At 65.2% G+C, this 14,225-nt stretch carries 11 protein-coding genes and 1 tRNA gene; 7 read left to right on the forward strand and 5 right to left on the reverse strand.

The genetic code is table 11. The features are described from left to right. Positions 1 to 39 precede the first annotated feature (39 nt). The 3 genes from HK401_RS00245 (at position 40) to HK401_RS00255 (ending at position 3,409) form a co-directional block, all read left to right on the forward strand. Complete coding sequence (locus HK401_RS00245; protein WP_181272667.1) at positions 40 to 1,458, forward strand: aspartate aminotransferase family protein; 1,419 nt, start codon at positions 40 to 42, stop codon at positions 1,456 to 1,458. Positions 1,459 to 1,802: 344 nt separating this feature from the next. Continuing rightward, complete coding sequence (locus HK401_RS00250; protein ID WP_181272668.1) at positions 1,803 to 3,179, forward strand: inorganic phosphate transporter; 1,377 nt, start codon at positions 1,803 to 1,805, stop codon at positions 3,177 to 3,179. After that, on the forward strand, positions 3,176 to 3,409 hold the full coding sequence (locus HK401_RS00255) for a hypothetical protein (protein WP_181272669.1): 234 nt from the start codon (positions 3,176 to 3,178) through the stop codon (positions 3,407 to 3,409). The genes HK401_RS00250 and HK401_RS00255 overlap by 4 nt, the downstream gene beginning before the upstream one ends. A gap of 435 nt (positions 3,410 to 3,844) precedes the next feature. On the opposite strand, the gene HK401_RS00260 is transcribed toward HK401_RS00255, so the two are convergent. Further along, the gene (locus tag HK401_RS00260; protein WP_181272670.1) at positions 3,845 to 5,677 is read right to left on the reverse strand and encodes a phosphoenolpyruvate carboxykinase (GTP); all 1,833 of its coding nucleotides are present in this window, start codon (positions 5,675 to 5,677) and stop codon (positions 3,845 to 3,847) included. Positions 5,678 to 6,086: 409 nt separating this feature from the next. Between HK401_RS00260 and HK401_RS00265 the strand changes: the two genes are divergently transcribed. Both HK401_RS00265 and HK401_RS00270 read left to right on the forward strand, forming a co-directional pair. Next, positions 6,087 to 6,159 (forward strand) — tRNA-Arg (locus HK401_RS00265). Positions 6,160 to 6,404: 245 nt separating this feature from the next. Further along, positions 6,405 to 7,109, forward strand: a complete 705-nt coding sequence (locus tag HK401_RS00270) for a hypothetical protein (protein ID WP_181272671.1) — start codon at positions 6,405 to 6,407, stop codon at positions 7,107 to 7,109. 88 nt (positions 7,110 to 7,197) lie between these two features. Here HK401_RS00270 and HK401_RS00275 read toward each other — a convergent pair whose 3' ends face one another. Next, positions 7,198 to 8,676, reverse strand: a complete 1,479-nt coding sequence (locus HK401_RS00275) for an anion permease (RefSeq protein ID WP_181272672.1) — start codon at positions 8,674 to 8,676, stop codon at positions 7,198 to 7,200. A gap of 281 nt (positions 8,677 to 8,957) precedes the next feature. Here HK401_RS00275 and HK401_RS00280 point away from each other — a divergent pair, with 281 nt between their 5' ends. Then, positions 8,958 to 9,761 carry an alpha/beta fold hydrolase gene (locus HK401_RS00280; RefSeq protein WP_181272673.1) on the forward strand — a complete coding sequence of 268 codons (804 nt, stop codon included), beginning with the start codon at positions 8,958 to 8,960 and terminating at the stop codon, positions 9,759 to 9,761. 83 nt (positions 9,762 to 9,844) lie between these two features. Here the strand turns inward: HK401_RS00280 and HK401_RS00285 are convergent, their stop codons facing one another. Next, entirely contained in the window at positions 9,845 to 10,576 is a 732-nt protein-coding gene (locus HK401_RS00285) for a DNA alkylation repair protein (RefSeq protein WP_181272674.1), read from the reverse strand. A 255-nt stretch (positions 10,577 to 10,831) separates the two neighbouring features. Beyond that, positions 10,832 to 12,253, reverse strand: coding sequence for an argininosuccinate synthase (gene argG, locus HK401_RS00290; RefSeq protein ID WP_181272675.1), 1,422 nt, complete (start codon positions 12,251 to 12,253; stop codon positions 10,832 to 10,834). 119 nt (positions 12,254 to 12,372) lie between these two features. Here argG and HK401_RS00295 point away from each other — a divergent pair, with 119 nt between their 5' ends. After that, on the forward strand, positions 12,373 to 12,885 hold the full coding sequence (locus tag HK401_RS00295; RefSeq protein WP_309135870.1) for a GNAT family N-acetyltransferase: 513 nt from the start codon (positions 12,373 to 12,375) through the stop codon (positions 12,883 to 12,885). Between the two features lie 127 nt (positions 12,886 to 13,012). Here HK401_RS00295 and HK401_RS00300 read toward each other — a convergent pair whose 3' ends face one another. Beyond that, the gene (locus HK401_RS00300; RefSeq protein WP_181272677.1) at positions 13,013 to 13,936 is read right to left on the reverse strand and encodes a putative endonuclease domain-containing protein; all 924 of its coding nucleotides are present in this window, start codon (positions 13,934 to 13,936) and stop codon (positions 13,013 to 13,015) included. Positions 13,937 to 14,225 lie beyond the last annotated feature (289 nt).

Below are 14,225 nucleotides of genomic sequence, written 5' to 3' on the forward strand. Positions count from 1 at the left end.
ACGGCGGGCACATCGGCCACCGATGAAAGAAGGACTGACATGACCACGATCGACACCACCCCCGCCGAGGCGGCCGCCTCGACGCGTTCGACAGCGGAGCCCCAGCCGCGCATCGGTGAGGACGCCCTCGCCGCCGGGCGACGGGCCCATGAGCTCGACCGCGCCCACGTCTTCCATTCCTGGCAGGCGCAGGGACCATTCCAGCCGATGACGATCGTCGACGCGGAAGGCGCGTACGTCTGGGACGGGGAGGGGCGGAAGCTGCTCGACATGTCCTCGCAGCTGGTGAACACGAACATCGGGCACCAGCACCCGGCGGTCGTGACGGCGATCCAGGAGCAGGCAGGCAAGCTGTGCACGATCGCCCCGCAGCACGTCAACGACGCTCGTTCGGAGGCCGCGCGGCTCATCGCCGAGCGCACCCCGGGCGACCTCGACCACGTGTTCTTCACCAACGGCGGCGCCGACGCCAACGAACACGCGATCCGCATGGCCCGCCTCCACACGGGACGGACGAAGGTGCTCTCGGCCTACCGCAGCTACCACGGCGGCACCCAGCTGGCCGTCAATGTCACGGGTGATCCGCGCCGGTTCGCCAATGACTACTCGGCCGAGGGCATCGTCCACTTCATGCCCGCCTACCAGTACCGGTCCTACTTCAATGCCACCACCGAGGCGGAGGAGACAGCCCGGGCACTGCGGCACCTCGAGGACATGATCACGCTCGAAGGCCCGGGCAACATCGCGGCGCTCATCATGGAGACCGTGCCCGGCACCGCGGGAATCTACGGCCCTCCGGCCGGGTACCTCGAAGGCGTGCGCGAACTGACGGCGAAGTACGGAATCGTCTTCATCGCCGACGAGGTGATGGCCGGATTCGGCCGCACCGGTCGGTGGTTCGCCGTCGATCGTTGGGGAGTGACCCCCGACCTCATCACCTTCGCCAAGGGCGTGAACTCCGGGTACGTGCCGCTCGGCGGTGTCGCGATCTCGGACGAGATCTTTGAGACCTTCCGCGACCGGGTCTACCCGGGCGGACTGACCTATTCGGGTCACCCCTTGGCGTGTGCGGCGGCGGTCGCGACGATCAACGCGATGGATTCCGAAGGCATGGTCGACAATGCCGAGCGCCTCGGTGCCGAGATCATCGGTCCGGCGCTGCGTGAGATGGCGCAGAGGCATCCGTCCATCGGTGATGTGCGCGGTATGGGCTGCTTCTGGGCCGTCGAACTCGTGCGCAATCGGGAGACGAAGGAGCCGCTGGCGGCCTACGGGGGCAGCTCGCCGGAGATGAACGAGGTCATCGCCGCGATGAAGTCCGAGGGCGTGCTGCCGTTCGCGAACTTCAACCGCATCCATGTGGTCCCGCCGCTCAACACCCCGGATGAGGACGTCCGCTTCGGGCTCGCCGTCCTGGACCGGGCGCTCGAGATCGCGGATCGGTACGTCACGGAGTAGGCGACCGCCTCGGCGAGGTCGGACGTGAACGGGGCGGTCGCCTCGGCGAGGTCGGACGTGAACGGGGCGGTCGCCTCGGCGGGATTGCATTCTGACCGGGCCGGCCGCCTCGGCTATTGTCGGGTGCTCGGGCCCCGTTCGGAATGTGAGCGCTCTTGCACTCTCGTCCGGGCGGGGTCCGTTTGCGCACGTCAGAAGTGAACAAAAGGTGAACGAGGTGGAGTAGGGTCGAATTGCGGGTGAAGAGCGGTTGAATCTGTGGGTAGACTTCTGCGGGATAGTGATCGCTGGCCGCCAGCTGCATCATCCACGGTCCGAATAGTGTCTACACCCAAGGTCGATTAGTGGAAATCATCTTCGTCGTCGTGCTCGTCATAGCACTGGCACTGTTCTTCGACTTCACCAACGGCTTTCACGATACGGCCAACGCCATGGCCACCCCGATCGCAACCGGGGCGATCAAGCCGAAAGCGGCGGTCACGCTCGCCGCGGTCCTCAACCTCGTCGGCGCATTCCTGTCCACCGAGGTGGCCAAGACCATCTCCGGCGGCATCATCAAAGAAGGCGGCGGGGGAGTCCAGATCACTCCCGACTTCATCCTCGCCGGACTCATCGGTGCGATCATCTGGAACATGGCGACCTGGCGATTCGGTCTGCCCTCATCATCGTCCCACGCACTCTTCGGCGGCCTCATCGGTGCGGCCATCGTCGGTGCCGGACTCAACTCCGTCGACTTCGGAGTGTTCCTCTCGAAGGTCGTCATCCCGGCGCTGGCCGCCCCGATCATCGCGGGATTCGGCGCCTATCTGTGCACGAAGCTGGCGTACGCGATCACTCGCCGCAATGATGAGGGCAAGACCGCCCATCGTGCTCCTTTCAAATTCGGTCAGATCTTCTCCTCGTCCCTGGTCGCTCTCGCACACGGCACGAACGACGCGCAGAAGACGATGGGCGTGATCACCCTCGTCCTCGTCTCGGCCGGCATGCAGGCGCACGGCACCGGCCCGCACATCTGGGTCATCACGGCCTGCGCCCTCGCGATCGCACTGGGCACCTACATCGGCGGGTGGCGGATCATCGACACCCTCGGCACGAAGCTCACCACGGTCAAGCCCGCACAGGGTCTGTCCGCCGAGACCTCGACGGCCGCGGCGATCCTCGCCTCGTCCCACCTCGGCTTCGCCCTGTCGACTACCCAGGTGGCCTCCGGATCGGTGCTCGGCTCCGGTCTGGGACGCAAGGGCGCCGATGTCCAGTGGTCGACGGCCGGGCGCATCGCCTCCGGGTGGCTGCTGACGATTCCGGCCGCCGCGATCGTCGGCGCCGCTGCGGCCGGCATCGCCCACTTCGGGGTGGTCGGAGTCCTCATCGACACCGTCATCGCCGTCATCGCCGTGCTCTGGATCTTCCTCACCTCGCGCCGGGTCGAGGAGACCGACCTCTCGAACTTCGATGCCGTCGGTGAGGCCGTCAACATCCGCGGACGCAAGCGCAAGTTGCGCAAGGACCGCAACCGCAAGCGCGCCGAAGCCAAGCGGGCGGCACGCCGCGAGGCGTGGGAAGAGAAGCAGCGGGCGAAGCAGGAGCGACGGGCCTCGCACGAGCGCAAGGCCTCGGAATCCGAGGCACGGCGCTCAGCCTCGGCGAGTGTGCCGGCCGGGCAGGGCGATGGGAAGTCGGCGCGGTCGGACGAAACCGGTGACAAGGGGGACAGCAAATGATCGAGTGGAGTTCATTCCTCATCGTCGCGGCCGCGACCTGGGTGTCGGCGGTCGTCGTCATCACTCTCTTCTCCGTGGCAGTGCGCATGCGCGCCGTCCACGTCGACCAGGCTGCTGAGGGCCAGGGTAACTCCCTGCTTCGACTCGGGTACTGGGCGGTCTTCGGCATCTGCGGCTTGGTCGTCCTCCTCGGCGTCTACCTCATCGTCCCGGCCCTCCACGGCGCCTGATCTCTCGGCAGCGCGGCGGCCTCCACGGCGCCTGATCTCTCGGTAACGCGGCGGCCTGGGTGCCGGGTGGCACCTTCGGCGTGGCGTTGCTGGTTTTCGCAGGGTGCTCGACGAATGCCGTCGCGCATCTCGTCTCGCGTAACCGCTTCCCTCAGCTGACCATCCCTCACCGTAAGCGGCAGCTCGCACCTTTGCACCGTTGCGTAGTGTCGCTGCCAGGACGTGCTGCGGCACCCTGTAGGCGGTGCCGCTGATGGTGCGGGAGGCAGGGAACGGTGCGGCTAGTGTTGCAGGATGCGGAAACACGACGATCCCCCAACCGCCGAGGTGGCAGTTGGGGGATCGTCGTACTCAGTCGTGCAGACTCAGGACCTCGGGTGAGGCAGTCGAGGTCCGGAGAGGCAGCCGACCTCCGTCGAGGGTGGGCCGTCTGTCTCAGGCAAGCCCGAGGCGCTGGCGGAGGTTGTCGACCTCGGCGCGGAGTTCGGTCGGAACCGAATCGCCGAGCTCGGCGTACCAGTCTTCGATGAGACCGAGCTCTGTCTCCCACTCCTCAGGCTTGATGGCCAGTGCCTTGCGCAGCTGCTCATCGGTGAAGTCGAGGCCCTGGGTGTCCAGGCCGCCATCGACCGGGGTGAGGCCCAGCGGGGACTCCTGAGCATCGGCGGTGCCGATGACGCGCTCGAAGACCCACTTGAGAACGCGCGAGTTCTCGGAGAATCCGGGCCACAGGAACGAGTTGTCATCGTCGCGACGGAACCAGTTGACGTAGAAGATCTTCGGCAGCTGGGCGCCCTCGGTGTTGCCGATGTCGAGCCAGTGCTGCAGGTAGTCACCGACGTTGTAGCCGATGAACGGGCGCATCGCCATGGGGTCGCGGCGGACGACGCCGACGGCTCCGGTCGCGGCGGCGGTGGTCTCGGAGGACAGGACCGAGCCCATGAACACGCCGTGCGTCCAGTCCTTGGTCTCGGTGACCAGCGGCATCGTCGTCTTGCGGCGACCGCCGAAGAGGATGGCCGAGATCGGCACACCGTTCGGGTTCGTCCACTCGGGTGCCAGGGTCGGCACGTTCGCGATCGGGGTGCAGAAGCGCGAGTTCGGGTGAGCGGCCGGGGTGTCGGAGTCGGGGGTCCAGTCGTTGCCCCTCCAGTCGGTGAGGTGGGCCGGAGCCTCGTCGGTCTTGCCTTCCCACCACACGTCACCGTCGTCGGTCAGGGCGACGTTGGTGAAGATGTTGCCGCCTTCTTCGATGGCGCGCATCGCGGTCGGGTTCGTGGTGTAGCCGGTGCCGGGGGCGACGCCGAAGAGACCGAACTCAGGGTTGACGGCGTAAAGCTGGCCGTCCTCACCGAAGCGCATCCAGGCGATGTCGTCACCGAGGGTCTCGGCCTTCCAGCCGGGAATGGTCGGCTCGATCATCGCGAGGTTGGTCTTGCCGCAGGCCGACGGGAACGCGGCGGCCACGTACTTGACGACGCCTTCGGGGTTCGTCAGCTTGAGGATGAGCATGTGCTCGGCCAGCCAGCCCTCGTCACGGGCGATCGCCGAGGCGATGCGCAGCGCGTAGCACTTCTTGCCCAGCAGGGCGTTGCCGCCGTAGCCGGAGCCGTAGGACCAGATCGAGCGCTCTTCCGGGAAGTGCGTGATGTACTTCGTGGTGTTGCAGGGCCAGGCGACATCGTCCTGACCGGGCTCGAGCGGGGCGCCGACCGAGTGCACGCACTCGACGAAGTTCGCGTTCTGGGCGTCGATGGCGTCGAGGGCGTACTTGCCCGAACGCGCCATGACGAGCATCGAGAGGACGACGTAGGCCGAATCGGTGACCTCGATGCCGAACATCGGCTGGTCCGCCTCGGCGTGGCCCATGACGAAGGGGATGACGTACATGGAGCGTCCGCGCATCGAGCCCTCGAAGAGACCATTCAGCGTCTCCTTCATCTCCGCAGGAGCGACCCAGTTGTTCAGCGGGCCGGCGTCCTTCTCCTCTTCGGAGCAGATGTAGGTGCGACCCTCGACGCGGGCGACGTCCTCGGGATCAGAGGCCGCATAGTAGGAGTCCTTGGTGCCGTTGAGGCGCACGATGGTGCCGGCCTCGACGAGCTGCGCAGCGATCTGATTCTTCTGCTCATCCGAACCGTCGATCCAGACGATCTCGTCCGGCGTGGTCAGGGAGGCGATCCGGCCGACGAACGAGAGCACCGACTGATTCTCGGTCGGTGCGTTCTTCAGCTGGTCAGCGACGACATCATGGTCGAGGACAGTCATGAGTGGTCTCCTGTGGGTCGTGTGCGAGGGTTTGGACTCGGGCGGCTGGTCGATCCGTCGAGCGGTTGGTACACATCCACCGTAGGATGGGGAGCAAAGAGAAAATCGCCCGTTTCGGTCACGCGAAGATGTGCATTGGATCACAAGCAGGGCATCAATGACGCGGAAGCGTCATTGATATGACGTATTGTTTCAACAGAATGATGGTTTGTTTCAGTGCCGGATTTGCGCTTGAGTCCGCGGTTTCACCCCCTCTTCGCCGAGGCTGTCGCGCTGGTCATCCCCAGTTCGCCGAGGCGGCTCTGCGGTTCCGTGCGAATGTGGCGAAGCGCACGCGGGAACGATTTGAGCTTGAGCGAAGCGGGTGTGTATAGTTGTTCGAGTTGCAGGGCGGAAGTCCGGTCAACATGCGCCACTAGCTCAACGGATAGAGCATCTGACTACGGATCAGAAGGTTGGGGGTTCGAATCCCTCGTGGCGCACCGAAGGAAAGTCCCTCACCAGGCATGATATCTGGTGAGGGACTTTTTCGTGTATCGGGAGCCGACTTCCGTCGGTTGGCGGGATTGCGTCCCCAGCGCGGGGATAGTCCGCGACTGTATCCCAGAAGTGCACACGTAGTGATGAAAATCAGTACGCTCACACTTCTGATGCACAGTCACCGTCCGTTCGGGGCTTTGTGCGGCTGACTATTGATCCGAAGGTTGGGGTTCTGTTGAGTTCTGTGATGCGAAAGGCCCGTCGTCACCGCGACGAGCTCGGCGACGTCGTTGTCGTCTTCGCGGACCGGCCCGGCCCGGGAACCGTGATCGGCTTTGTCCTCAGTTGGGTGGTCTGCACAGGCCTGACCTTCATCAACCCGGGAGAGACGCTGGTCTTGGCGATCGCACCCGGCATCATCTTCGCCCTGATCGTCGGACTCATACTGCTCTATCTATCCGGCGAGCGACTCATCGTCTGTGCGCGCGGGCTCATCGTCGGATCCGTGGCTCCCGGATTGCGTCCTTACGCCATTCCCTATCAGCAGATCACGCCCGGCAGCATTGCCGGAGTCGCCGGCGCGAACAGGTACCTCAAAGAAGTCGGGCTGCAGGGGCAGATGTCGCAGTCGACACTGAGGGCGTCGTGGTGGACGAGGAATGGCGTCCACTTCGTTGCCTGTTCGGCCGAGGATGCCCGGCGTGGACGCAGGCGTTTCACGCTTGCGCTCGACCCGATTCCGCGGTCGATCGACGGTCGTTGGATCTGGTTCGCCGGGACCGGGCGGCAGCCCGCGAAGTCGGCGATCGATGCCATCGCCTGGACCGCCTCGGCGGCGGGATTCTCACAGCTCGCCGAGGCGGCCACTGCACGTGGCGTCGTCGAGCTGAGCGGCAACCCCGAGGATGCGGCCCGCCAGCTCCCCGGCCATCCTCCGGTCCGCGACCGCTGAGCGCGGTAACCGGAACAATGACCGACGTCAGCGAACATCGGGCCGTCTCGGCTACCAGAGCGGCCGGGTGGCCGCCTCGGCGAGGGGATCAGCCCCACATGCCTAGCAGGGACATCCACCCGCCGCCGATGAGGCACCAGATGAGGATGTTGACGACGGAGGCGAGGAAGCCGACCTTGAACCACTCGGCTGTCGTGACGTAGCCGGACCCATAGATCACGCCCGCGGGTCCCGAGGCGTAGTGCGAGAGCCCGCCGATGAGGTTGCCGATGAAGCCCAGAGCCAGCGCCGCGAACAGCGGGGGAGCGCCGGTGGCGATCGCAGCGCCGAGGAACACGGAGTACATCGCGACGATCTGCGCGGTGTTCGACGCGAAGAGGTAGTGGACGTAGAAGTACACGAGGCTGAGCACGGCGAACGCTGCCATCCACGGCATCCCGCCGACGAGTCCGGCGACCTCGTCGCCGATCCACCCGATCACCCCGAGGGTGTTGAGGTGGGTGGCCATGCCCACGAGCACGGAGAAGAAGATCAGCGTCGACCAGGCACCCCCGTTGGCGGCCATGTCCTTCCAGGTCAGCACCTTGGTGATGAGGAGGATCGCAACGCCGACGAAGGCCGCCGAGGTGGCATCCACACCGATCATGTCGCCGAACACCCACAGGAGGAGCAGGAGGACGAACGTCGCGAGCATGGTCCACTCGCCGCGGCTCATGGTGCCGAGTTCCTTGAGCTCGTCACGCGCGTGGGCAGGAGCCTCGGGAGTCTTCGTCAGACCCGGTCGGTAGATCTTGGCCATGAACCAGGGCATGACGATGAGCGCGACGAGTCCGGGCACGATCGCGGCCAGAGCCCAGGCGCCCCACGAGATGTCGACTCCGGCGTCGGCGGCGAAGCCGACGGCCAGGGGGTTGCCGGCCATGGCCGTGACGAACATGGCCGAGGTGATGGTGTTGACCTGCACCGAGGTCAGAGAGAGATAGGCGCCCAACTTCTTCCGCGACTCATCGGTGGATGGGTGGGAGTCATTGACCGACGCCAGCGACCGGACGATCGGATAGACGACGCCTCCCGCGCGTGCCGTGTTCGACGGTGTGGCCGGGGAGAGCACGAGGTCGGTCAGTGCCATGCCGTAGGACAGCCCGAGCGAGGAACGGCCCAGCCACGAGACGAACAGCAGCGCAATTCGACGCCCCAGACCGGTGAGCAGGAATCCGTCGGCGATGAAGAACGCGGCCACGATCAGCCAGATCGTCGAGTTCCCGAACCCCTGCAGGGCCTCGGTCTTCGCGTCCATCGTGCCTGTGACCATGGCGGCGGCCAGCCCGATCTGCGCCACCGAGGCCGTCGGCAACGGCTGCAGGATCAGACCAAGAATGGTTCCGGCGAAGATTCCGGCCATGTGCATCCCGCGTGGGTCGATGCCTTCCGGGGCCGGGATGAAGTAGATGATCAGTGTGAGGGCGAGGACCGCTGCGATCTTCCCCGCCATCGATAGGCGGGCATGGGCGCGGGACTGGCTCGCCGCGGCTTTTTCCAGCGTTCTGGTGCTGGACTGACTGGGCATGGGGCTTCCTTGATTCTCATTCGGGACGCGCCTGATGCCTTCTGCGTTCGCGTTGTGCCGGCGGCTGTCGCTGTCGGCGGCGACAGCGACGGCGTTCGGCGGGATCGGGGCGGGCGAAGAGCCCGGTTCTGCGTGATCCGGTATCACAATAGACCCATGTGAGGCTGTTGAGGGTACCCTCAGCCGGAGTGATATCTCACGTAGATTCCTCAGCCGCCGAGTGGTAGCGGACTGGTGATCGCGCGAGGGAACGGTATCCGCTTCGGCGATACCATGGTGGAGTGGCCACGATCATCTGCGACGACGGCGTCCGACTCGACCACACCCGGACCGGGGAACCAACTGGTCGCCCGGTCGTGCTGCTCGCCGGGTTCAGAGCCCCGGCCACGAGCTGGCTGTATCAGGTCGATGCCCTGGAGCGTTCCGGGTACTCCGTCGTGGCCGTCGACCTGCGCGGTCATGGTCGTGCAGACCGACCGCCATCGGGTGTGACCATGGAGCGCCGGGGCCGCGATCTCGACGAGGTGCTCGAGGCTCTCGATCTCCGTGACGCGCTGCTCGTCGGCGGATCGATGGGCGGAAACACGATCTGGTCCCACATCGCCCTGAGCGGCACGGAGCGGATCGCCGGAATCGTCATCGTTGATCAGACCCCGGCCATGCTCAACACGGACGACTGGCCGCACGGCTTCTACGACTACGATGCGACGAACATCGACAACAACTTCGCCGAGGGCATTCCGAACACAGGTCGCGGCACGCCGGTGTGGCGGCGCGGCCGGAGGGTCCTGCGGCTGGTGAAGGCGATGAAGGGCGTGGACAGGGACATCAGCGACGGCGAACTCGCCCTGCTCGGTGACCATGCGAAGGCCGACTGGAGGCCGGTCATCGAAGGCTGCGCGGTTCCCGTCCTGTTCGTCGCCGGAGCCGAGAGCGAGTACTGGCCGCCGACCCATGCATCGGCATCGGCGGGCCTGGCGCCGATCGGCTCGTCCGTCGTTCTGCCCAAGGCCGGGCACGCCGCGAACATCGAACAGCCTGGGGCCTTCAACGAGGCTCTGCTCGAATTCGCGCGCCGACTGTAGCTGCTGACGGTTCTCAGAGCTTGACTGCCTGAGTCGCCTCGGCGGTACTCATCGTGCCAACGCTTCTCATCGCGCCGCGTGGATCACCGTGCGGCCCGCACTGCTTCCCGCTGCTCAGGCGACAGCGGCTTGACTGCTTCGCGGATCGTCACGCCGGAGGCCCGGTGTGCCCGCGGCAGGATCCATTCGAAGACCAGATCCGGACGCTTCTTCGCGGTGTCGCGCAGCACCCATCCGATGGCCTTGCGGATGAAGAACTCCTTCTCTTCGAGCATCTCATCGGCGAACCGTGCGAAGCGGTCGAAGTCTCCGCACCCCTGCCGCAGCGGACGCAGATGCGCCAGCAGCGCCGAGCGTCGGATCCAGAAGTCCTCATCGACCGCCCAACGCTTAAGCACCGAATCGAAGCCGGAGTCCCGTTCGCTCAGCGGCCCGACGAGGTCACCGGCGAGCGGGTCGACGAGCGCCCAGGTCCGGGATTCTCGCAGGAATCCTTCGATGAAGTCGGCGTCACCGGCGCCGAGGCGGTCCTGCGTTCGGATGAGCAGCATCGTCGCCGCGGCGCGAAGTTCGTGGACGGGGACAATCCACAGTTCCCGTGCGAGGTCGATAGCCTCGTCGCGGCCGAGTTCCGCCCCGTGCAGCGCGGCCCGCACGACCGAGCGGGTATCCGGGACGCTGACTCCGTAGTGATCGATCTCGCTCTTGAGGTAGGCCCTCTCCTTCTCGGCCCGCTCACGGGTGCCGCGGGCGCGCAGCTCCCGCTCGATCACCTCGGCGAGGGTGGGGATGGTGCCCGCGGAATCGGAGGTCATGGGAAGAATCATCCCATCTGGGCGGCGTGCGGACGATCGCGGAGTGGATTTCGGCGCGCACGCGCTGGAGCCGGGGCGGCACTCACGCCAGAACACCCGACCGTTTGCGGTGGATGAAAGAAGCGGCCGGCAGACGGTCCCGGGATCGCAATGATCCAGGGGTCGTCTGCCGGCCGTTCTCTGTTCTCAACCGGAGGCCGCGAGTCTCATGCAGCGCGGTAGCTCCGGAAGTCTGTCATCGCCGGGCGCGGAACTTCAGTCCGTGCCCGCGTCGAATGCGGCGGAGAGGCCAGCCAGATCGCCGGCTTCGTCCACCTCGGCGTTGGAGTTCGCGATCTCCTCGGCGCCGCCGGCCTCGAGCGAGCCCACGAGCTCCGAGGTCGGGCCCGAGACGATGCCCATGGCAGCGTACTGTTCGAGGCGAGCGCGCGAGTCGGCGATGTCGAGGTTGCGCATGGTCATCTGACCGATGCGGTCCTCCGGCCCGAAGGCGGAGTCGCCGACGCGTTCCATCGACAGCTTCTCCGGGTGGTAGGACAGGTTCGGCCCGGTGGTGTTGACGATCGTGTAGTCGTCGCCGCGGCGCAGGCGCAGGGTGACCTCGCCGGTGATCGCCGAGGCGACCCACCGCTGCATGGATTCGCGGAGCATGAGCGACTGCGGGTCGAGCCAGCGTCCCTCGTACATGCGGCGGCCGAGGCGACGGCCTTCCTCGTGGTAGAGGGCGATGGTGTCCTCGTTGTGGATGGCGTTGAGGAGGCGTTCGTAGGTCACGTGCAGCAGGGCCATGCCTGGTGCCTCGTAGATGCCGCGGGACTTCGCCTCGATGATGCGGTTCTCGATCTGGTCGGAGACACCAAGGCCGTGGCGGCCGCCGATCTCATTGGCCTTGTAGACCAGTGCCACGGGGTCGTCGAACTTCTCACCGTTGATCGACACGGGCCGGCCGGCCTCGAAGCCGACGGTGACCTCTTCGGTTGCGACCTCGACGTCATCGCGCCAGGCGGCGACGCCCATGATGGGTTCGACGATGTCGAGACCGGCGTCGAGGAACTCGAGCGTCTTGGCCTCGTGGGTCGCGCCCCAGATATTGGCGTCGGTGGAGTAGGCCTTCTCGGCCGAGTCGCGGTACGGGTAGCCGTGCTCGACGAGCCATTCGCTCATCTCCTGTCGGCCGCCGAGCTCCTCGACGAAGTCCGAGTCGAGCCACGGCTTGTAGATCCGCAGCTTCGGGTTGGCCATGAGACCGTAGCGGTAGAAGCGCTCGATGTCGTTGCCCTTATAGGTCGACCCGTCGCCCCAGATGTCGACGCCGTCTTCCTTCATGGCCCGCACGAGCATGGTGCCGGTGACGGCGCGGCCCAGGGGAGTGGTGTTGAAGTAGGTCTTGCCGCCGGAGCGGACGTTGAACGCACCGCACTGCAGGGCGACGAAGCCCTCCTCGACGAGCAGACGCTTGGCATCGACGAAGCGGGCGATCTCGGCGCCGTATTCCTTGGCGCGAGCGGTCACACCGTCGAGGTCGGGCTCATCGTACTGGCCGATGTCGGCTGTGTACGTGCAGGGGACGGCACCCTTGTGGCGCATCCACGCAACCGCGCAGGAGGTGTCCAATCCGCCGGAGAAGGCGATTCCAACGTGCTCACCGACTGGGAGCGAAGACAGTACTTTCGACATGACACCAGCGTAACGTCATCGCCCACTGTCTGTCGAATTGTTATGCATAGGATTGTATTTTTATGTCAATGGGCGGGTGAGGGGACGGATGCGGCCTCGCCGATTGCTATCGTGTGTGGGTGACGAATCCTCCCGCACCTCGGTTCACCGTCCGCCCAGAGGCTTCCGGCGACATCGACGCGATCCACGCGCTGACGGCGGCTGCTTTCGGCCAGGTTGACGAGGCAGAACTCGTCGACGCCCTCCGCGCGTCCGGCAATGGGATCGAAGGTCTGTCGTTCGTTAGCATCCTCGACGGTGAGGTCATCGCCCACGCCATGCTCTCTCGGTGCTTCGTCGGTGAGGTTCCCGGGGTCTGCCTTGCGCCCTGTTCCGTGTGGCCCGAGCACCAGCGCACCGGCGCCGGCACTGCGGTGATCGAAGCGCTCCTCGCCGAGGCGGCCCAGCGCGGTGAACCATTCGTCGTGGTCCTCGGTCACGCCGAGTACTATCCGCGCTTCGGTTTCACCCCGGCCTCAGGCTTCGGCATCACGCTGCACGTCGACGTCCCTGATGAGGCGCTCATGGCGATGCCGCTGGCCGGCGACGTGCCAGCCGGATCTCTGTCCTTCGCCCCCGAATTCGGAGTCTGAGGCGAAGCGGGGCGGCTGCCCAGCGCCTTCCGGCGAATTGAGGTCGCCATCGGACATTTGCGCCTGAATTTAGGTCGCTATCGGATACTTTTCGGCCCCAGAAATGTCCGATGGTGACCTGAGTTCTTCACTGCAGTCCGAGGTACTGGCGGATATCGCGTTCGAGTTGACGGCGATTGGTCGATTTCGTCACTCGAATAACGGTCCAGCCGGCTATCTTCAGCGCATTGACTCGATCAATATCGGCTGCCCACTGGTATTCGGAGGTTCGGTGATGGTCTCCTTCGTACTCCAGCGCAAGCTTTTCCTTCGGGTACCCGAGGTCAGGATGCAGGGTCTGATTGATCGTCGGGCAGTACACAGCAGGATGGACGACTGGTTCAGGAAGATTTTGGGCGATAGCCCAGAGTCGGAGGTCGGTCTCCATCGGTGAGTCAACGTCCTCTCTGATGAGGCCGACCGCAACTTGGAGCTTTGGTCTGGCTCTGAGGCGCCTTGTCCCGGAGATGTGCGCGGTCAGGTTCTCCAGTGAGAATTGGGGCGGGCTCTTCCAATCGCCGATTGCTGCGTCTCCGATCTTCACCAGAGATTCCACCGAGCACACGGAAGCAAGCTGACTGAAGACCTGCAACGGTCTCAACACGGGCAGACCCAACCACGTGACAGTTCTGAGGACTCTCATCCTGTGCAGGGTGACGCCCTTCCTGCGAATGCGCTTGTTGGTGTCCGAAACGGCCACATGGAGATTGTCGCTTCTGCTGGACGGCGGCAGCGGCCATCCGAACAGTCGTGCCGCAGTTTCTCTGCATGCGACGACGCCCGGGTGCCGGTGGGCCAGAGCTCGGAGCAATTTCGCCTCACCGAGCCAAACGTCGTCCGCCCATGTGGGAACCGGGAATTGGGTAGGGGTGGAATCGTCAAAGCGAATTCCCCAGGCTGCCGATGGAAAGTTGCGGCCGGAACGGATGTCGTAGTCGGAGGCACCTCGTGAGCGGGCCTCGGAGACCGAGAGGATTGCTGGATAGTCGGCATAGTTCAGAGGATGCTTCATGCACAGATCGTTCACTTGGACTCACATTGCGGGAAGACCCGCCCTAGGTGGCTGTGCGAAGCAGTCGAGCGTCCACAGGGTGCTCATGTCTGAGTCAAACCATTGTCCACAACCAGCTGAGGGTGGGTGGAGCGAGACCGTCGGCGTGGCCAGCGCGTTCAGGGGAACTCTCGGGTGTGGCGATGGGAGTCTCATCGAAGTTCTGCACAGGCGTGAGTGCGAAAGTGGGCGCGAAATGATGGTCACCATCGGACTTTCGGACCTAAACATAGGTCACCATCGGACATTC

This window comes from Brevibacterium oceani (assembly GCF_013623835.1).
In the GTDB taxonomy this organism is placed as follows: domain Bacteria; phylum Actinomycetota; class Actinomycetes; order Actinomycetales; family Brevibacteriaceae; genus Brevibacterium; species Brevibacterium oceani.